The sequence below is a fragment of the Azospirillum thermophilum genome (assembly GCF_003130795.1).
In the GTDB taxonomy this organism is placed as follows: domain Bacteria; phylum Pseudomonadota; class Alphaproteobacteria; order Azospirillales; family Azospirillaceae; genus Azospirillum; species Azospirillum thermophilum.
Genome location: NZ_CP029353.1, coordinates 429,228 through 447,834, shown reverse-complemented (window position 1 = coordinate 447,834; position 18,607 = coordinate 429,228). Strand labels below are relative to the sequence as shown.

At 70.8% G+C, this 18,607-nt stretch carries 16 protein-coding genes; 3 read left to right on the top strand and 13 right to left on the bottom strand.

The genetic code is table 11. The annotated features are described in order from the left end of the window. Positions 1-39: 39 nt before the first annotated feature. From rpmB to DEW08_RS08135, 5 genes are all read right to left on the bottom strand, one after another. A complete protein-coding gene (rpmB, locus tag DEW08_RS08155; protein WP_109326091.1) occupies positions 40-339 on the bottom strand; it encodes a 50S ribosomal protein L28 in 300 nt (99 codons plus the stop codon). Positions 340-488: 149 nt separating this feature from the next. Further along, positions 489-1,310 (bottom strand): phasin family protein, encoded by an 822-nt coding sequence (locus tag DEW08_RS08150; RefSeq protein WP_109326090.1) that lies wholly within the window; start codon positions 1,308-1,310, stop codon positions 489-491. A gap of 206 nt (positions 1,311-1,516) precedes the next feature. Next, positions 1,517-2,557, bottom strand: a complete 1,041-nt coding sequence (gene meaB, locus DEW08_RS08145) for a methylmalonyl Co-A mutase-associated GTPase MeaB (protein ID WP_245986488.1) — start codon at positions 2,555-2,557, stop codon at positions 1,517-1,519. Between the two features lie 73 nt (positions 2,558-2,630). Beyond that, positions 2,631-3,182 (bottom strand): biliverdin-producing heme oxygenase, encoded by a 552-nt coding sequence (locus tag DEW08_RS08140; protein WP_109326087.1) that lies wholly within the window; start codon positions 3,180-3,182, stop codon positions 2,631-2,633. A 20-nt stretch (positions 3,183-3,202) separates the two neighbouring features. Then, positions 3,203-5,050: an ABCB family ABC transporter ATP-binding protein/permease gene (locus tag DEW08_RS08135; protein WP_109326086.1), complete on the bottom strand. Its 1,848-nt coding sequence runs from the start codon at positions 5,048-5,050 to the stop codon at positions 3,203-3,205. 272 nt (positions 5,051-5,322) lie between these two features. Between DEW08_RS08135 and DEW08_RS08130 the strand changes: the two genes are divergently transcribed. Then, positions 5,323-7,788: a methyl-accepting chemotaxis protein gene (locus DEW08_RS08130; RefSeq protein WP_109326085.1), complete on the top strand. Its 2,466-nt coding sequence runs from the start codon at positions 5,323-5,325 to the stop codon at positions 7,786-7,788. 92 nt (positions 7,789-7,880) lie between these two features. On the opposite strand, the gene DEW08_RS08125 is transcribed toward DEW08_RS08130, so the two are convergent. The 3 genes from DEW08_RS08125 to clpB form a co-directional block, all read right to left on the bottom strand. Then, positions 7,881-8,327, bottom strand: a complete 447-nt coding sequence (locus tag DEW08_RS08125) for an SH3 domain-containing protein (protein ID WP_109326084.1) — start codon at positions 8,325-8,327, stop codon at positions 7,881-7,883. An 85-nt stretch (positions 8,328-8,412) separates the two neighbouring features. Further along, the gene (locus tag DEW08_RS08120; RefSeq protein WP_109326071.1) at positions 8,413-8,697 is read right to left on the bottom strand and encodes a DUF1272 domain-containing protein; all 285 of its coding nucleotides are present in this window, start codon (positions 8,695-8,697) and stop codon (positions 8,413-8,415) included. 161 nt (positions 8,698-8,858) lie between these two features. Continuing rightward, the gene (clpB, locus tag DEW08_RS08115) at positions 8,859-11,465 is read right to left on the bottom strand and encodes an ATP-dependent chaperone ClpB (protein ID WP_109326070.1); all 2,607 of its coding nucleotides are present in this window, start codon (positions 11,463-11,465) and stop codon (positions 8,859-8,861) included. A gap of 243 nt (positions 11,466-11,708) precedes the next feature. Here clpB and DEW08_RS08110 point away from each other — a divergent pair, with 243 nt between their 5' ends. Beyond that, a complete protein-coding gene (locus DEW08_RS08110) occupies positions 11,709-12,248 on the top strand; it encodes an NUDIX domain-containing protein (protein ID WP_245986486.1) in 540 nt (179 codons plus the stop codon). Between the two features lie 105 nt (positions 12,249-12,353). Further along, positions 12,354-13,118: an MOSC domain-containing protein gene (locus DEW08_RS08105; RefSeq protein WP_109326069.1), complete on the top strand. Its 765-nt coding sequence runs from the start codon at positions 12,354-12,356 to the stop codon at positions 13,116-13,118. 129 nt (positions 13,119-13,247) lie between these two features. On the opposite strand, the gene DEW08_RS08100 is transcribed toward DEW08_RS08105, so the two are convergent. The 5 genes from DEW08_RS08100 to ispG all read right to left on the bottom strand — a co-directional run bounded on the left by DEW08_RS08100 (position 13,248) and on the right by ispG (position 18,549). Continuing rightward, a complete protein-coding gene (locus DEW08_RS08100) occupies positions 13,248-13,682 on the bottom strand; it encodes a DUF4167 domain-containing protein (RefSeq protein WP_109326068.1) in 435 nt (144 codons plus the stop codon). 283 nt (positions 13,683-13,965) lie between these two features. Next, complete coding sequence (prmC, locus tag DEW08_RS08095) at positions 13,966-14,838, bottom strand: peptide chain release factor N(5)-glutamine methyltransferase (protein ID WP_109326067.1); 873 nt, start codon at positions 14,836-14,838, stop codon at positions 13,966-13,968. Next, a complete protein-coding gene (prfA, locus tag DEW08_RS08090; protein WP_109329649.1) occupies positions 14,835-15,908 on the bottom strand; it encodes a peptide chain release factor 1 in 1,074 nt (357 codons plus the stop codon). The genes prmC and prfA overlap by 4 nt, the downstream gene beginning before the upstream one ends. Further along, a complete protein-coding gene (gene hemA / locus DEW08_RS08085; RefSeq protein ID WP_109326066.1) occupies positions 15,883-17,256 on the bottom strand; it encodes a glutamyl-tRNA reductase in 1,374 nt (457 codons plus the stop codon). Before hemA ends, prfA begins: the two co-directional genes overlap by 26 nt. A gap of 150 nt (positions 17,257-17,406) precedes the next feature. After that, positions 17,407-18,549 (bottom strand): flavodoxin-dependent (E)-4-hydroxy-3-methylbut-2-enyl-diphosphate synthase, encoded by a 1,143-nt coding sequence (ispG, locus tag DEW08_RS31685; RefSeq protein WP_168220394.1) that lies wholly within the window; start codon positions 18,547-18,549, stop codon positions 17,407-17,409. Positions 18,550-18,607: the final 58 nt, after the last annotated feature.

The following is an 18,607-nucleotide window of genomic DNA, read 5'->3' as shown; positions in this document are numbered from 1 at the left end:
CAACCGGGGAGACATGGAGCCCCCCGATCCGTCGATGCCTCAGGCCGCGGCCTGCACCTTCTCCTGCGCCTTGGCGATACGACGCTTCAGGCGGCGGGCATCGGTGGACAGCAGCGCGTCCTTGGCGTCGAGCAGGAAGGCGTCGAGGCCGCCCTTGTGCTCGATCGAGCGGATCGCGTTCACCGACAGGCGCAGACGAACCATCTGGCCCAGGGCATCGCTCAGCAGCGACGTCTCCTGCAGGTTCGGCTGGAAGCGGCGACGGTTCTTGTTGTTGGCGTGGCTGACGTTGTTGCCAAACTGCGTGCCCTTGCCGGTCACGGAGCACCGACGTGCCATCGGACTGATCCTTTATTTTTGCAAATGAAACCCGGTTCCGGGCGGACGGGCCGCCCGAAGGAGGCCGCTATATAGTCGAACAAACGCGCGCGCGTCAACCTGAGTCTTTCTGCCGTTTTCCGGAGGACGCGGCGCGCGTGTCGCGTGGCTTACTTGCCGGCAGGCATCTTGGCGGCGGGAGCCGGAGCGGCGGTCTTGGGCGCCTCGGCCTTGGACGCCTCAGGCTTGGGCGCCTCGGGCTTGGCGGCTTCGGCCTTCACGGCCGCGGGCTTCGGCGCCTCGGCCTTCGCCGCGACGGGAGCGGGCGCCGGAGCGGCAGCCACCGGGGCCGGCGCGGGAGCGGCCGCCTTCGGAGCGGCCTTCTTCGCCGCCGCCTTCCTGACGGGCGCCGGCGCCGGCGCCGCGGCGACGGTCTTCACGGGGTCGGTCTTGGCGGGCTCCGCCTTCGGCTCGACAGGCTTGACCGGCTCCGCTTTCACCGGCTCGACCTTGGGAGCGACGGCGGCTTCGGCCTTCGGAGCCTCAGCCTTGGGAGCTTCGACCTTGGGAGCTTCGGGTTTCGGCGCGGCGGCCTTGGGCGCTTCCGGCTTGGCGGCCGGCTCCTTGACGGTGGGAGCCTTGGCAACGGCAACCTTGGCAGCGGGAGCCTCGGCGACCGGCACGGCCGCGACCTCGGCGGCCAGTTTGGTGGAGACGTCGAGGAAGACGCGCACGCTCTCGGCGACGCGGGCCTGGGAGGCGGTCAGCCACTCGCGCTGCAGCGCGGCGAGATCGGCCGGAGTGCGCGCCTTGCTCAGGCCGGCGGCGATGCGCTGGGCATCCTCCACCGAGGCGGTCACCCCCTCGAACCAGCGGCGGTAGCCGTCCTGGACCAGTTCGGCGACACGCGCCGACTTGGCGGCGCCGGTCCCGGCGTTGGTCTTGGCGAGCGAGCCGGCCTGCGTCAGCAGGTCGAGGAAGTTGGTGGCCATGGCGTGTCCCCCTCCGGAATTGGACAAAGGTTGGCGGAAGCGGAAAGGCCGCTCCGGCGAACCCGGGAGACTGCGGGCCGACGACGCCCAAATGCCTGCGACAGGCATTCCTTTCCCGCCTTGGCCACTCTAGGCAGCGGAGGGACGCAATGCAACAGGAATGTTGCATTGCAACATAACCGTCTTCCTTGTGGCGGACCCGCGGCCTACGCGCCGTCGCCCAGGAAACGCGACAGCAGGGCACGCGCCGCGGCGGTCGGGATGACGGCGCCTTCGGTGACGCCGGCCTCCAGCGCCGGCAGCTCGGCCCGCACCGCGGGATGGGCGCGGAAGCGGTCGAGCAGCGTCTCGCGGATCTCGCTCCACAGCCAGGCCCGCGCCTGCTCGGCCCGGCGGCTGGCCCGCTGGCCGTTCGCCTCCGTCAGCGCGCGGTGCTCGCCGATGGTGGTCCACACCGTGTCGATCCCCGCCTTCTGCACGGCGGAGCAGCTCAGCACCGGCACCCGCCACTCGCCGTGACGCAGCAGGGCCAGCGCGTGGCGGTAATCGGCGACGGTGTGGCGGGCGGTGGTGGCGAGGTCGCCGTCCGCCTTGTTGACCACCACCAGATCGGCCAGCTCGACGATGCCCTTCTTGATGCCCTGCAGCTCGTCGCCGCCCGCCGGCAGCAGCAGCAGCATGAACAGGTCCACCATGTCGGCCACCGCCGTCTCCGACTGGCCGACGCCCACCGTCTCCACCACGATCACGTCGAAGCCGGCGGCCTCGCAGATCAGCATCGCCTCGCGGGTCCGCCGCGCCACGCCGCCCAGCGTCGCCCCGGCGGGCGAGGGGCGGATGAAGGCGTCGGGCTCGCGCGACAGGTCCACCATCCGCGTCTTGTCGCCGAGGATCGAGCCGCCGGTGCGCTGGGACGAGGGATCGACCGCCAGCACCGCCACCTTGTGGCCCAGCCCGATGACATGCAGCCCGAAGGCCTCGATGAAGGTGGACTTGCCGACTCCCGGCACGCCGGAAATGCCGATGCGCACCGAGTTGCCGGTGTGCGGAAGCAGCGCCTCCAGCAGGGCGTCGGCGGTGGCGCGATGGTCGGCGCGCGTCGATTCGATCAGCGTGATGGCGCGGGCCAGCGCCCGGCGGTCTCCCCGGCGGACCGCCCCGGCCAGCGCGGCGGCATCCTGCGGAGCGACGGGGGCTGCGGTTCGACCGGGGGGCGGAACGGGATCGGGAGAGGCGGTCTTGCTCATGGCCGCCACCCTACCCTCGCTCGCCCGCGCGATAAAGCCCTCCGGCGGGCCGCGCGGCGGGGCGGGGCGGCGCTTACCGTCGCACCCAGCGCTCCAGCGCGGCGAACAGCGCGACGGCGGTGGCGCAGGCCTCGCGCAGCGCTTCGGGATCGGCCAGCTCCTCCTCCAGCCGGACCAGCAGGCCGCGCCACGCCCCCGCCATGTCCAGCCCGGCGGACGCCAGGAAGCGCGCCCCGCGATCCCGGTCGCAGCCCAGCGCCCTGGTGATGCCCGGCAGCATCGCCCGCCCGCCATGGGCCGAGCCGTCCAGCACGTAGCGGGCCGCCAGCCGCGCCGGCGCACCGTCCAGCGGCGGCAGATCGGTCACCACCGGCAGCGCGTCCGCCATAAGTCCCAGGTCGGCGAGATCGGCGCGCAGCAGGGCGATGCGCGGCGCCTCCCCCGCCTGCGGCCCGCCCAGCGCCCGTTCCACCGGCGCGTGGAAGCCCCACAGGGCGGCCAGCGCCGCGCGGTACTGCTCCAGCGTGATGTCCGGGCGGGTCAGCGGCAGGAGCAGCGCTGCATGGTCCAGCCGGCCGTGCAGTTCCTCGGTCGCGGCGCGCAGCGCCTCTCTCGCGGGTCCCATGGCGTCCGCCCTTTCCCGCTTCAGGTCGGCGCCAGGACGCCGGGGATCAGCGCCGGCCCCTGCGCCGACTCCTGCTGGCGCGCCCACAGCGCGGCATAGGCGCCGCCGGCGGCCAGGAGGTCGGCGTGGCGGCCGCGCTCGATCACCCGCCCGGCCTCCAGCACCAGGATCTCGTCGGCGTCGATCACGGTGGACAGGCGGTGGGCGATGACCAGCGTGGTGCGCCCGCGGCTGACCTCGCGCAGGTTGGCCTGGATCTCCCGTTCCGTATGGGTGTCGAGCGCGCTGGTCGCCTCGTCGAACAGCAGGATGGCCGGGTTCTTCAGGATGGTGCGGGCGATCGCCACCCGCTGCTTCTCGCCGCCCGACAGCTTCAGCCCGCGTTCGCCGACGGTGGTCTGATAGCCGTCCGGCAGCGCCATGATGAAATCGTGGATGTGGGCCAGCCGGGCCGCCCGCTCCACCTCCGCCGGCGTGGCGCCGGGCCGGCCGTAGGCGATGTTGTAGAAGATGGTGTCGTTGAACAGCACCGTGTCCTGCGGGACGATCCCGATGGAACCGCGCAGGCTGACCTGCGTCACCTCGCGGATGTCCTGCCCGTCGATCAGGACGCGGCCGCCGTTGACGTCGTAGAAGCGGAACAGCAGCCGGCTGATCGTCGATTTCCCGGCGCCGGACGGGCCGACGATGGCGACCGTCCGTCCGGCCGGCACGGTGAAGCTGACGCCCTTCAGGATCGGCCGCCGCGGGTCGTAGCCGAACTCCACCCCCTCGAAGCGGATTTCGGCGCCGTCGATGGCGAGCGGTGCCGCGTCCGGCCGGTCGGCCACCTCGCGCTCCACCGACAGCAGGGTGACCATCGATTCGATGTCGGTCAGCGACTGCTTGATCTCGCGGTAGACGACGCCGAAGAAGTTGAGCGGCTGGTAGAGCTGCAGCAGATAGGTGTTCACCAGCACGAAGTCGCCGAGCGACATGCTGCCGGTCACGATGCCGCGCGCCGCCATGCCCATCACCAGGGCCAGCCCGACCGAGATGATCGCCGACTGGCCGATGTTCAGCAGCGACAGGCTCTGCTGGCTGCGCACCGCCGCCTGCTCGTAGGAAGCGAGCGCCGCGTCGTAGCGGCGGGCCTCATGCTCCTCGTTGCCGAAATACTTGACGGTCTCGTAGTTCAGCAGGCTGTCGATCGCCTTGGTGTTGGCCTTGCTGTCGGTGTCGTTCATCTCGCGGCGGAACTGGATGCGCCATTCCGACACGAAGAAGGTGTAGAGGATGTAGCCGGCCACCGTGACGAAGGTCGCCAGCGCGAACCAGCCGTTGAACATCCGCCACAGGATCACGCAGACCAGCCCGATCTCCACCAGCGTCGGCGCGATGGAGAACAGCGTGTAGCGCAGCAGCGACTCGATGGCCCGCGTCCCGCGCTCCAGCGAGCGGGTCAGCCCGCCGGTCTGGCGCTCCAGGTGGAAACGCAGCGACAGGGCGTGCAGGTGGCGGAAGACGCTGAGCGCCACCTTGCGGATGGTGCGCTGCGCCACCCGCGCGAAGACCGCGTCGCGCAGCTCGGCGAAGACCAGAGAGCACACCCGCGCGAAGCCGTAGGCCAGGATCAGCCCCAGCGGCACCGTCACCGCGGCCCCCGCCGCGGGGCTCAGCGCGTCGACCGCCTGCTTGTAGAGGATCGGCACATAGACGGTGGCGACCTTCGCCCCGATCAGCAGCAGCACGGCCGCGACCACCCGCAGCCGCATCTCCAGCGACTCGCGCGGCCAGATATAGGGCAGCAGCGAACGGATGGCCCGCAGATCGCCGGAGGGCGGCAACGCCTTGGGATCGCTGGACAGGGGCGGCAGGGTGCGGCGCATGGTCTTCGACGGTGTCAGGACAAGGCAGGGCCGCCCGCGGGGCGGCCAACCGGCCTAACCTAGGCGCCGATCCTCCGGCGTCAAAGGGGCACAATTCTTTCGGTCACAAATAATGCGCTCTTTTTGTCCCGCTTTCCGCCATGCGGCGGTTGGACGCGGGGCCGAAATCGTGGAGCTCGTCAACGGTCTCGCAACCAAAACCGCCTTACCTTGCCCTGCCGGTCGCGGGTCGCGGCCGAACCGCAAGTCACGATCCAGCAGGGCTATCGATCATGCAGACCGCCAGTTTCGCCGGCCGCTTCAAGGTAGGGACGCGGATTTACTTCGGCTTCCTTCTGATCCTTGCGCTGCTCGGGCTCGTCGTCGTGGTCGGCGTACGCGCCCTCTCCTCGGCCGACGCCGCCCTCACCCGCTACGTCGGCATCTCCGACAACTCGCTGCGGATCTCCGATATCGACTCGACCCTGGCGCATATGCGGCGCGCCGTCCAGAACTACTCCTTCACCGGCAGCGGCGAGCAGATCGCCATCGTCAAGGAGAGCCAGCGCACGCTGGGGCAGGAGCTGCGCGCCGCCCGCGATGCGACCTCGGATCCTGCCCGCCGCGCCAACATCGAACGGATGATCCAGTATTTCGAAAGCTACAACGCCAACTTCGGCAAGCTGATCGAAACGCGGGAGAAGCGGGACCGGCTGGTGACGGAACAGCTGACCCCGATCGGCACCAAGGCGACGGCGAACCTGGAGCAGATCGCCGCCAGCGCCATGGCCGAGGGCGACACCGAGGCGGCGGCCATGGCCGGCGTGGCGCAGGAGAAGCTGCTGTCCGCCCGTCTCGCGGCCCTGCGCTTCCTGAACGAGCCGAGCGCCAAGCTGGTCGGCGAGGTCAAGGCGCGCAACGAGGCCTTCAACGCCCTGATCCGGCCGCTGGCCGACCGGCTGCAGCATCCGGCCCGCAAGCGGCTGGCCCAGGAGGCCGACACGCTGTCCGACCAGTATGTCGCCACTTTCGAGCAGGTCGCCGCCGCGGTGATGGAGACCCAGCGTCTCGCCTTCGAGGTGATGGCGAAGGAGGCCTCCGACTTCGGCGAGCTGTCGGGCAAGACGGTCGCGATGCAGACCGAGGCCCGCAAGGCCATGCAGGCCGACATCGAGGCCGACATGGAACGCACCATGACCACCGACGTCGTGCTGGCGGTCCTGGCCCTGGTCATCGGGCTGGGACTCGCCTGGTCGGTCGCCCGGTCGATCGTCCGGCCGGTGACCGCGATGACCGGCACCATGACGAAACTGGCGGCCGGCGACCTGACGGTGGACATCCCGGCCCTGTCCGACCGGGACGAGATCGGCGAGATGGCCAAGGCTGTCCAGGTCTTCAAGGAAAACGCCATCCAGAAGAAGCGCATGGATGAGGCGGAGCGCGAGCGGCTGGAGGCCGAGCGGCGCGCCGACGAGGCCCAGCGCGCCCGCGAGAAGGCCATCGGCGAGGAGATCGCCAGCCTGATCGACGCTGTGTCGAAGGGCGACCTGGAACGCCGCATCGACCTGACCGGCAAGGAGGGCTTCTACCGGACCATGTCGGAAGGCATCAACCGCCTGACCGACACGGTGGAAAGCGTCATCGCCGATCTGGCGGAGGTGCTGAGCGGACTGGCGCAGGGCGACCTGAACAAGCGCGTGACCCGCGACTACCAGGGCGCCTTCCAGCGGGTGAAGACCGACGTCAACGCCACCTCGACCAAGCTGGCGGAGATCGTCGGCCAGATCAGCCAGGCGGCGGAGACCATCGCGTCCGCCGCGTCGGAGGTGTCGCTGGGCTCCGCCGACCTCGCCGAGCGCACCGAGCAGCAGGCCTCCTCGCTGGAGGAGACCGCCGCCAGCATGGAGGAGCTGGGCGCCACCGTGCGCTCCAACGCCGACAATGCCCAGCGTGCCAACGTCATGGCGACGGAAGCCCGCTCGGCCGCCGAGTCGGGCGGCGGCGTCGCCACCAGCGCGATCGAGGCGATGCGCCGGATCGAGGACGCCTCGCGCAAGATCACCGACATCATCGGGGTGATCGACGAGATCGCCTTCCAGACCAACCTGCTGGCGCTGAACGCCGCGGTGGAGGCGGCGCGCGCCGGCGACGCCGGCCGCGGCTTCGCCGTGGTGGCGCAGGAGGTCCGCCAGCTCGCCCAGCGCTCCGCCCAGGCCTCCAAGGAGATCAAGGCGCTGATCCTCGACAGCGACAGCCAGGTGAAGGACGGCGTGGATCTGGTCAAGAAGGCCGGCGACGCGTTGGAAGGCATCGTGTCGGGCGTGCAGCAGGTCGCCTCGCTGATCTCCGAGATGGCCGCGGCCTCCTCGGAGCAGGCGACGGCGCTGGACGAGATCAACGCCACCGTCGCCCAGATGGACGAGATGACGCAGAAGAACGCGGCGCTGGTCGAGGAGACCACCGCCGCGGCCCAGGCGATGAGCGGTCAGGCGACCGACCTCAAGTCGCTGATCGGCTTCTTCAGGCTGGAGCAGACCGCCGCCGCGCTGGCGACGCACGCCCAGCCCCAGCCGGTCCGCCGCGCCATCGCCCCGACCCGGCCGGCCCCGGTCAAGCAGGCCTCGCACAAGCCGGCTGCCCGTCCGGCGGCGAAGCCGGCCGCGGCAGGCCATGCCGGCACCAACCATGGCGCTGCCGCCAGCTCCGCCGCCGTCCTGAAGCGCAGCAGCAGCGACGACGACGACTGGAAGGAGTTCTGAACGCCGCTCCGTCGCGGTGCATGAAAAAGGGCGGCGGCCGGGGATACCGGTCGCCGCCCTTTCCTTTCGAGCGCCCGCCGATCGGCTGGCGATCAGTTGGCGATGGGGTTGGCGGAGATCTTGCCGCGCGGCGCCGCCTTGACGGAGGGGCCGGAGTTGTCGACCGGCTTGGCCAGCGTCGTGGTGGTGCCGCGGCTGCCGCTCGGCTCGCTGCCCTTCAGCCGGAGCTGGAAGAGCCGGACATAGGCGGTGCTGCCACCGGTCTGCACGGCGATCCAGTCGCTGTTGCTCATGCGCCCGACCACCTTCACCGGTTGCCCGGCGCCGATGCTGGCGACCACCGGCGCGCCGGGCGACGGCTGGGAGCGGAGCTGCGTCGCCTTGTCGGCCACCCACTCGCCATGGACCGGCACCATGCCCGGGCCGGCCGGCGCGGTGCGGACCTCCGGCGGGTTGGGAATGCGCTCGCGCGGCAGGCAGCCCGTCACCAGCGTCGCCAGAGCGGCGACCAGGGCGAGGGAACGCGGAAACCGGACCATGTGCTGCACCTTGGGGGTCACGAAACGTCGGCCGGACAATACAGGATGACCGGCCGGGGGCGCCACCGCGGTGCAGCGAGACCGGTCATGCGCTTTTTATGACCGCCTGACCGGCGCCGCCCCCAACGGCCGCCGCGCAGCCGCCCGCCCTCACCACCCGCTCGGTCGAGGCCGGGTTTCCGGCGAGCTTCTCAGCCGGCCGCACCGGCCGCCGCACCAGCTCGCCGCCGCAGTTCGGGCAGACGCCGCCCAGCACGCCGTCGCGGCACCCGGCGCAGAAGGTGCATTCGAAGGAGCAGATATAGGCCTCCCGCGACTCCGGCGGCAGGTCACGGTCGCAGCACTCGCAGTTGGGGCGCAGGGCAAGCATCGATGGGCCTCGCGAAACCGTCAGGACGGGCGCCAGGATAGCCGCCGCCCTCCACCGGCACGAGCGGCGCAAACGCCAGCAACCGTAAAAATCCCGCCAAAGAAAAAGCCCTTCCCCCGGGGAGGGAAGGGCTTCCTTGCCTGCGGCCGGCGGGTGCGGCCTTACCCCGCCCGGCGCACCAGCGTGGAGACCGGCTGGCCGTCGATGGTCAGGTCGCCGCCTTCCGCCCCGACCTTCACCGTCTGGCCGTCCTTGACGCGGCCTTCCAGGATCAGGGTGGCCAGCGGGTTCTGCAGCTCGCGCTGGATCACCCGCTTCAGCGGACGCGCGCCATAGACCGGGTCGTAGCCGGCTTCGGCCAGCCACCGGGTCGCCGCCTCGTCCACCTCCAGCGTGATCTCGCGGTCGGCGAGCATCCTGGTCAGGCGGCCGAGCTGGATGGTGACGATACCGCCCATATGGCTGCGGTCCAGGCGGTGGAACAGCAGGATCTCGTCCAGCCGGTTCAGGAACTCCGGCCGGAAGTGCGCCCGCACCACCTCCATCACCTCGTCGCGGACGGCACTCGAATCCTGGCCTTCCGGCTGGTTGGCCAGAACCTCGGAGCCGAGGTTCGAGGTCATGATGATGACCGTGTTGCGGAAATCCACCGTCCGCCCCTGCCCGTCGGTCAGGCGGCCGTCGTCCAGCACCTGCAGAAGCACGTTGAAGACGTCGGGGTGCGCCTTCTCCACCTCGTCGAACAGCACCACCTGGTAGGGCCGCCGCCGCACCGCCTCGGTCAGCGCACCGCCCTCCTCGTAACCGACATAGCCCGGGGGGGCGCCGATCATGCGGGCGACCGAGTGCTTCTCCATGTATTCCGACATGTCGAGCCGGACCATCGCCGTCTCGTCGTCGAACAGGAACTCGGCCAGCGCCTTGGTCAGCTCGGTCTTGCCGACGCCGGTGGGGCCGAGGAACAGGAAGGAGCCGATCGGCCGGTTGGGGTCCTGCAGCCCGGCGCGCGCCCGGCGGATGGCGTTGGAAACGGCGACGATCGCCTCCTCCTGGCCGACCACCCGGCTCTTCAGCCTGCTCTCCATCGCCAGCAGCTTCTCGCGCTCGCCGGCCAGCATCTTGTCGACCGGCACGCCGGTCCAGCGGCTGACCACGCTGGCGATGTCGGCGTCGCGCACCTCCTCGTTCAGCATCCGGCTGGAGGCGCTCTCCTCCGCGTCCTTCAGCGTCTTCTCCAGCGCCGGGATGATGCCGTAAGCAAGCTCGCCCGCCCGGCCCCAGTTGCCGTCGCGCTGGGCCTGCTCAAGCTCGGTGCGGGCCTTCTCCAGGTCCTCCTTCAGCTTCTGCGAGCCCTGCAGCTTGTCCTTCTCCGCCTGCCACTTGGCGGTCAGCTCGGCCGATTCCTGCTCCAGGTCGGCCAGTTCGCCCTCCAGGTTGGCCAGCCGCGCGCGAGACGCCTCGTCCGACTCGCGCTTCAGCGCCTCGCGCTCGATCTTGAGCTGGATGATGCGGCGGTCCAGCTCGTCGATCTCCTCCGGCTTGCTGTCGACCGCCATGCGCAGGCGGCTCGCCGCCTCGTCGATCAGGTCGATGGCCTTGTCCGGCAGGAAGCGGTCGGTGATGTAGCGGTTGGAGAGGGTGGCCGCCGCGACGATGGCACCGTCGGTGATGCGCACGCCGTGGTGCACCTCATAGCGCTCCTTCAGGCCGCGCAGGATGGAGATGGTGTCCTCCACCGTCGGCTCCGACACGAAGACCGGCTGGAAGCGCCGGGCCAGCGCCGCGTCCTTCTCGATATACTTGCGGTACTCGTCGAGCGTGGTGGCGCCGACGCAGTGCAGCTCGCCGCGCGCCAGCGCCGGCTTCAGCATGTTGGAGGCGTCCATCGCGCCTTCCGACTTGCCGGCCCCGACCAGCGTGTGCAGCTCGTCGATGAAGACGACGATCTCGCCGGCCGCCGCCTGGATTTCCTCCAGCACGGCCTTCAGCCGCTCCTCGAACTCGCCGCGGTACTTGGCGCCGGCGACCAGCGCGCCGAGGTCGAGCGCCAGCAGGCGCTTGTTCTTCAGCCCCTCCGGCACGTCGCCCTTGACGATGCGCTGGGCGAGGCCCTCGACGATGGCGGTCTTGCCGACGCCCGGCTCGCCGATCAGCACCGGGTTGTTCTTGGTGCGGCGAGCCAGAACCTGGATGGTGCGGCGGATCTCCTCGTCGCGCCCGATGACGGGGTCGAGCTTGCCGGAGCGCGCCGACTCGGTCAGGTCGCGCGCATATTTCTTCAGCGCGTCATAGCCCTGCTCGGCCGAGGCGGTGTCGGCGGTGCGGCCCTTGCGGACGTCGTTGATCGCCTGGTTCAGCGCCTGCGGCGTCACGCCGGCCGCCTTCAGCGCCTTGCCCGACGGGGTGCCGTCGGCCATGGCGAGCGCCAGCAGGATCCGTTCGGCGGTGACGTAGCTGTCGCCCGCCTTCTCCGCCACCTGCTCCGCCTGCTCGAACACGCGGGCCAGCTCCGGCGACAGGTAGACCTGCCCGGCGCCGCTGCCCTCGACCTTCGGCTGCCTGTCGAGTTCGGCCTCGACCGCCGACAGGGCGCGCGCCGGGTCGCCGCCGGCCGCCCGGATCAGGTTGGCCGCCAGCCCCTCCTTGTCGTCCAGCAGGGTCTTCAGCAGGTGCTCGGGCGTCAGGCGCTGGTGCCCGCGGCGCAGCGCCAGGGTCTGCGCAGACTGGACGAAGCCGCGGCTGCGCTCGGTGTACTTCTCGAAATCCATAGGCTCGATCCCCCTTCTTCGCAGACCGTCCGCTGGGCAGCCCGGTCCGCTCGATCCACGTCTTTGTGCGATCCGCAAGGATGCTGCGGTAGATGTGGGAAGGCGGTCCGCGGTTGCAAGACCACCTTTTCCACATGGTTATTTGCTGTCGCCAACGATTGTGGTAGCCCATAAACCCGTCTCCATCCAGACCGTCCGGACCGTAGGCTACGGCCGCTTCCTTCCACCGACAGCCGAGCCGCCGTGCCGTTCCTCCTCCCGAAAGCGCTCCGCCTCGCCTGGCATGGCCGCAACCTGTGGCACCGGCTGACCCGGCCGCTGACCATGGGGGTGCGGGCGATCATCCTGGATGGCCCGGCCGGAGATGGCCCGGCCGGGGACAGCCAGGCTGGGAACGAACCTCCGGGGGACGGGCCGAACGGCCGCAGCATCCTGCTGATCCGCCACAGCTACGTCGGCGGCTGGCATTTTCCCGGTGGCGGGGTCGGCAAGGGGGAGACGCTGGCCGCCGCCGTCAGGCGCGAGGTGCGCGAGGAGATCGGGCTGGAGGCGGAGTTCGATCCCCATCCCGACGGGCTGTTCGCCCGCTTCCGCTACGGCGCGAGCGACCATGTCGCCGTCTTCGTCGCCCGGTCCTGGAGCGGCACGCCCAGGGCCGATGGGGTGGAGATCCTGGAGGCGCGCTTCTTCCCGCTCGACCGGTTGCCGCAGGACCTATCCGCGGCCACGCGGCGGCGTCTCGAGGAGTTTCTGAACGGCACCCCGAAAGCCGAATACTGGTAAACTTTGCAATAGTTGCGAACCAGACCTGCCAGAATGCCAGATCTGACAAAATAGTCATGACGACCGGTTGACAGGACCGATCTGGTCCTACCATTGTGCAGTGCAATGAACACCATCATCACCGCCATTCGCCGCTATCCCGTGCGCGGGTTGAGCGGCCAGGATCTGCCCTCCGTCACGCTGACCGCCGGACAGGCCCTTCCCTTCGATCGCCGCTACGGCCTGCTGACCGGGCCGGCGGCCCAGGACGCCGACCGGCAGGGCTGGCGCCCGACCGACGACTTCTTCACGCTGGACCGGGCGGAGAAGCTCGCCCTGCTGGAGAGCGAGTTCGATGCCGACACCTCCGGCCTGGTGATCCGCCGCGCCGGAAAGCCGGTGTCGCGCGGCCGGCTCGATCAGGCGATGGGCTGCATGCTGGTGGAGCAGTTCTTCGCCGCCTATCTCGCCGGCGCCGCCCCCGGCCTGCCGAAGCTGGTGGATGCCGGCCCCGGCGGCGCCTTCCCGCTCCATGAGGACGCGCCGGTCCTGCTGCTGAACCTGGCCAGCGTCCGCGACCTGGAGGAGCGGGTGGCCAAGCAGCCGGTCGACCCCAACCGTTTCCGGGCCAACCTGCATTTCGACGGGTTCGAGCCGTGGGTGGAGCGCCAGTGGGTCGGCCGCACCCTGACGGTCGGCGGCGCCAGGCTGCAGGTGGTGCGGGGGTGCGACTACCGGCCGGGCAGCGACGTGAACCCGGTCACCGGCACGCGCGACCTGACGCTGCTGCCGATCCTGGAACGGGGCTATGGCAACAGCCAGTGCGGGATTGCCGCCCGGGTCGTGACGGGCGGGATGGTGGCGCCCGGCGACGCCGTCCTGCTGGACTGAGTCCCCGCAAAGCGGCTTTCCCCAATACCGAAGGCCTGTCCCGCCCTTCCCGCCATTGCAGGGCGGAAAGGGATGGACAGGCCGTGCGATCGGTGTGCCGGAGCGGCCGGAACGGCGCCGGGCGGCAGGTCAGGCGGTCAGCGGCGCCCGCTCGTCCGCGGGTTCCTGCTCGTCCTCGCCCTCGGCGCCCTCGTCCTCGTCGGAACCGCCGGCGCCGTTCTGGGCCTGGCCCTGGCCGTTGGCCGGCTGACCGCCGCGCTGACGGTTCTCGGCTTCCTGGATCTGGTTGATGATCCGGAAGTAATGCTCCGCGTGCTGCAGATAGTTCTCCGCCTGCACCCGGTCGCCGGACGACGCCGCATCACGCGCCAGCGTCAGGTACTTCTCGTGGACCTGCCATGCATTGCCGCGGATACGGACGTCCGGGCCGTTGCTGTCGAAGGTCTGGTGACGCAGCGGAACGTTCTGGCGCCGGTTCCCGCCGCCCCCGCCGCCGCCTCCACCGCCGCCCCCGCCGCCATTGCCACGACCACGCGAGCGCCTGGAGTTCGGTCCCTGTCTCATTCGGCTCTTGAAGCCCCATGTAAGAGAGTCGGAGTCCCCGTCTTTCCTCCGGCGGCCCATCGGGCCGAAGCCCAGCCACCGGGTCCGCCGCGGACAGCTTCCACGGATCGGTCTCGGGGAACGAACGACGCACCCGCCACCTGCGGCAGACCATCGGAACCCCATCACCCGGCTCCCGCACCGGGGGATGGACCCGAGGCCCGGGGACTGTCCCCTGGGATCGGCGTCATCTGATGGCACCCTAATCGCTAAACTCTGCCAATCCAACCCCTTTTTTGGTGAATTAGCCGACCGGGAGACCGTTTCGGCCGCGAACGCATCGTTCCACGCCGCCAAGATCGCGCAGGACCGAAATTTCGCACAGCCCGCTTGTGGCGAGAAGCCGCGCCACCTCGCCCGCCTGCCCCTGCCCGACCTCCAGCGCGGCGATGCCGCCGGGCGCCAGCAGGCCGGGAAGCTGCCGGGCAATGATCCGGTACGGCTCCAGCCCGTCCGGCCCGCCGTCCAGCGCGCGCAGCGGGTCATGGTCGCGCACCTCCGGCTGCAGCCCGGCGATGTCGGCACTCGGGATGTAGGGCGGGTTGGAGACCACCACGTCGAACCGCCCGGTCAGCCCGGCGCCCCAGTCGCCGGTGCGGAAGACGGCCCGCTCCGCCAGCCCGTTCAGCGCCGCGTTGCGCGCCGCGGCCTTCGCCGCGCCCGGGCTGACGTCGATGCCGAGGCCGGTGGCATTCGGCAGCTCGGCAAGCAGGGCCAGCAGGATGCAGCCGGTCCCGGTGCCGAGGTCGAGCAGCCGCAGCGGCGCCTTGCGGTCGGGCAGCAGCGCCAGCACCGCCTCGACCACCGTCTCGGTGTCCGGCCGCGGCTCCAGCGTGTCGGGGGTCAGCGCCAGCTCGATCGTCCAGAAGGCGCGCTGGCCGACGATGCGCCCGACCGGCTCCCGCGCCGCGCGCCGCTCGACCAGCGCCCTCACGCGGGCAGCATCCAGTTCGGAAACGGAACGTTCCGGGTTGAGAACGACCTCTTCCCGCGTCAGGCCCAGCCCATGCTCGATCAGCAGCCGGGCGTCCAGTTCCGGCGTCTCGACGCCGGCATCGCGCAGGCGCTGCTCGGCGGACCGGCGCAGCGCGCGCAGGCTGGCGGACGGCCCGCTCACCCCAGCTCCGCCAGGCGGGCGGCCTCGTCCTCGGCGATCAGCGCCTCGATCAGCTCGTCCAGCGCCTCGCCGGCCATCACCTTATCGATCTTGTAGAGCGTCAGGTTGATGCGGTGGTCGGTGACGCGGCCCTGCGGGAAGTTGTAGGTGCGGATGCGCTCGGACCGGTCGCCGCTGCCGACCTGGCTCTTGCGGTCGGCGGCGCGGGCGGCATCCTTCTCCATGCGCTCCTTCTCGTAGAGGCGGGCGCGCAGCACCTTCAGGGCCTTGGCCTTGTTCTTGTGCTGGCTCTTCTCGTCCTGCTGGCTGACCACGATGCCGGTCGGCAGGTGGGTGATGCGGACCGCGCTGTCGGTGGTGTTGACCGACTGGCCGCCGGGACCGGAGGCGCGGAAGACGTCGATGCGCAGGTCCTTCTCGTCGATGTGGATGTCCACCTCCTCCGCCTCCGGCAGGACCGCCACGGTGGCGGCGGAGGTGTGGATGCGGCCCTGCGCCTCGGTCGCCGGCACGCGCTGCACGCGGTGGACGCCCGATTCGAACTTCAGCCGGGCGAAGACGCCGCGGCCGGTGATGTTGGCGGTGGCCTCCTTGTAGCCGCCGATGCCCGTCTCGCTGATGTCCATCGTCTCGAACCGCCAGCCGCGCAGCCCGGCATAGCGGCGGTACATGTCGAACAGCTCGGCGGCGAACAGCGCCGCCTCCTCGCCGCCGGTGCCGGCGCGCACCTCCAGGATGGCGTTCTTCTCGTCCGCCTCGTCCTTGGGCAGCAGGGCGATCTGCACCTGGCGCTCCAGCTCGGGAATGCGCCGGGTAAGCGCCTGCAGTTCCTCCTCGGCCAGCGCCCTCATCTCGGCGTCGCCGGCCGGGTCGGCCGCCATCTGGGCGAGATCCTCGCTCTCCGTCCGTGCCCTCTTCAGCTCGGCGATCGCCTCGGCGACTGGGGTCAGGTCGGCGTACTCCTTGGACAGCCGGGCGAACTCCCCGGAATCGGCCAGCCCCGCGGCGAGCGCATCGCGCAACTCGTCATGGCGGGCCATGACCTTATTGAACTTCTCGTCCAGGCTCACGTCGCTCATCCTCGTCCAGATCGGCCCGGGGGCTTCCCGGTCCTGCCTCATCCATCCTGTCCGACCCCGGCGCGCCCGGATCGGCTTCGGCCGCCATGTCCAGCCGGAACAGCCGGAACAACAGCCGTTCGGCCGAAGCCCGCTCCGCCAGCCCGGCCCCGTCGCGGTCCGCCGCCAGGGCGCGCAACGCCTCCGACGGACCGTGCAGCAGCCGGTTGACCAGCAGCCGGGTCGCCGCCGCCGCGTCCAGATTGGCGTGTTCCGCCAGCACGCGCAGCCGCTCGGCCTCGAACCGCGCCCGCAGCGCCGCCACCGCCGGCACCGCCGCCCGTTCCGCCCGTTCGCGGACGAAGCCGTGCACCGCGTCGTCGACGATCGCCCAGGCGGCCTGGGTCGCCGCCTCGCGCCCGACCCGGCCCTGCAGCGCCACGCGCTCCAGGTCGCCCAGGTCGTAGACGAAGGCGCCGTCCAGCCCGCTCACCGCCGGGTCGACATCGGCCGGAACGGCGGCGTCGACCACGAAGACCGGACGGCGGCGGCGGCGCTTCAACGCCGCCTCCATCATCGGGACCGACAGGATATAGCGCCCCAGCCCCGCCGCGGTCACCACGATATCCGCACCGGCCAGCGCGGCGTCCAGCTCCGCCCATGGGGCGAAATGCCCGTCGAGCCGCCGTGCCGCGGCCTCCGCCCGCCGGTCGACCGGCGAAGCGACGGTCAGCCGCGCCAGCCCGGCCTCGCGCATGCCGTCGAGAACCAGCGCGCCCATGTCGCCGAGCCCGATCAGCAGCGCGCCGCAGCGCTTGAGGTCGCCGTGGAGATCGCGCGCCACCTGCACCGCGGCGGCGGCCAGCGAGGTCGCCCCCTCGGCGATCGGCGTCTCGCTGCGCACCCGCTTGGCCGCGGCATAGGCGGCCTGCAGTACCGCCTCCAGCGCCGGGCCGCTCAGCCCCGCCGCCGCGGCGATGCGGTGCGCCGCCTTCACCTGTCCCAGGATATGGGGCTCGCCGACGATCTGGCTGTCGAGCGAGCAGGCCACGGCGAACAGGTGGCGCACGGCATCGACGCCGGCATGGGTGTAGAGCTGGTCGGCCAGATCCTCGGTCGGCAGCCCGGCCCGCTCGGCCATGACCGACGCGACGGCCAGGGCAGCCTCCTGCGGCCGGTCATGGACGGCCAGCACCTCGATGCGGTCGCAGGTGCTGAGCCAGACCGCCTGCGTCAGTCCGGCGGCGCGCAGCCGTTCCAGCAGGGCCGGCACCTCCACCTCCTCGGTGGAGAGCAGGTCGCGCACCGTGCCGGAACAGGTTCGGTGGTTGGCACCGATGACGAGGTAGGATGTGGTCACGCCGGAACAGGTCTCAGCCGCCTCGGGCGACGGAGCGCCCGGTCTGGATTGTCTGACTGGCCCCCACCCTACCCTTACTCTCCGGACGCAGGGGAGAGGAATTGCCGCCCGCCCGACGATTGCGCGCTGCGGGCCGCGATGGAAGCCCCGCTATTCCGCCGCCGCGGACGCGTCCTGTCCGGCCGGAGCGGCGGCCTTCGCCGCCTCGATCTCCGCCGCCTTCTTCTCGACCAGCCCGACCAGATGGTCGACGATGTCCTTGTCCTTCAGCCGGTGGTCGGTGACGCCGGACAGGTAGATCTGGTGGGTGTTGTTGCCGCCGCCGGTCAGGCCGATGTCGGTCTCCCGCGCCTCGCCGGGGCCGTTCACCACGCAGCCGATCACCGACAGGGTCAGCGGCGTCGTGATGTGGGCGAGGCGCTGCTCCAGCAGCTCCACCGTCTTGATGACGTTGAAGTTCTGCCGCGCGCAGCTCGGGCAGGAGATGACCGTCACGCCGCGCCGGCGCAGGCCCAGCGACTTCAGGATGTCGTAGCCGACCAGCACCTCTTCCGCCGGGTCGGCCGACAGCGAGACGCGCAGCGTGTCGCCGATGCCCGACCACAGCAGCATGCCGAGCCCGATGGACGACTTCACCGTCCCGGCGCGCAGGCCGCCCGCCTCGGTGATGCCGACGTGCAGCGGATAGTCGCAGGCCTCGGCCAGGCCCTGGTAGGCGGCGACCGCCAGGAAGGCGTCGGACGCCTTCACCGAGATCTTGAACTCGAAGAAATCGTTGTCTTCCAGGATCTTCGCGTGGTTCAGCGCGCTCTCGACCATCGCCTCGGGACACGGCTCGCCGTACTTCTCCAGCAGGTCCTGCTCCAGCGAGCCGGCATTGACGCCGATGCGCATCGAGCAGCCATGGTCCCTGGCCGCCTTCACCACCTCGCGCACCCGCTCGGCGGAGCCGATGTTGCCGGGGTTGATGCGCAGGCAGGCCGCCCCGCTCTCCGCCGCCTCGATGGCGCGCTTGTAGTGGAAATGGATGTCCGCGACGATCGGCACCTTCACCTGCCGCACGATGTCCTTCAGCGCCAGCGCCGACTCGCGGTCGGGGCAGGAGACGCGGACGATGTCCGCCCCGACCCGTTCCGCCGCCTGGATCTGCTCGACCGTCGCCTTCACGTCAGTGGTCGGCGTGTTGGTCATGGTCTGCACGGAGATCGGTGCGTCGCCGCCGACGAGCACGTTGCCCACCCGGATCTGGCGGGACTTGCGGCGGAGGATCTGGCGATAGGCACGCACGGACATGGCTTTCAGCCTCGAAGCGATGGCCCGGAACGGCGGGCGGACACGGCCGGTGGAATCG

Coding starts and splice junctions, on each gene's coding strand:
- rpmB (WP_109326091.1), bottom strand. CDS start 339: ATGGCACGTCGGTGCTCCGTGACCGGCAAGGGCACGCAGTTTGGCAAC.
- DEW08_RS08150 (WP_109326090.1), bottom strand. CDS start 1,310: ATGGCCACCAACTTCCTCGACCTGCTGACGCAGGCCGGCTCGCTCGCC.
- meaB (WP_245986488.1), bottom strand. CDS start 2,557: ATGAGCAAGACCGCCTCTCCCGATCCCGTTCCGCCCCCCGGTCGAACC.
- DEW08_RS08140 (WP_109326087.1), bottom strand. CDS start 3,182: ATGGGACCCGCGAGAGAGGCGCTGCGCGCCGCGACCGAGGAACTGCAC.
- DEW08_RS08135 (WP_109326086.1), bottom strand. CDS start 5,050: ATGCGCCGCACCCTGCCGCCCCTGTCCAGCGATCCCAAGGCGTTGCCG.
- DEW08_RS08130 (WP_109326085.1), top strand. CDS start 5,323: ATGCAGACCGCCAGTTTCGCCGGCCGCTTCAAGGTAGGGACGCGGATT.
- DEW08_RS08125 (WP_109326084.1), bottom strand. CDS start 8,327: ATGGTCCGGTTTCCGCGTTCCCTCGCCCTGGTCGCCGCTCTGGCGACG.
- DEW08_RS08120 (WP_109326071.1), bottom strand. CDS start 8,697: ATGCTTGCCCTGCGCCCCAACTGCGAGTGCTGCGACCGTGACCTGCCG.
- clpB (WP_109326070.1), bottom strand. CDS start 11,465: ATGGATTTCGAGAAGTACACCGAGCGCAGCCGCGGCTTCGTCCAGTCT.
- DEW08_RS08105 (WP_109326069.1), top strand. CDS start 12,354: ATGAACACCATCATCACCGCCATTCGCCGCTATCCCGTGCGCGGGTTG.
- DEW08_RS08100 (WP_109326068.1), bottom strand. CDS start 13,682: ATGAGACAGGGACCGAACTCCAGGCGCTCGCGTGGTCGTGGCAATGGC.
- ispG (WP_168220394.1), bottom strand. CDS start 18,549: ATGTCCGTGCGTGCCTATCGCCAGATCCTCCGCCGCAAGTCCCGCCAG.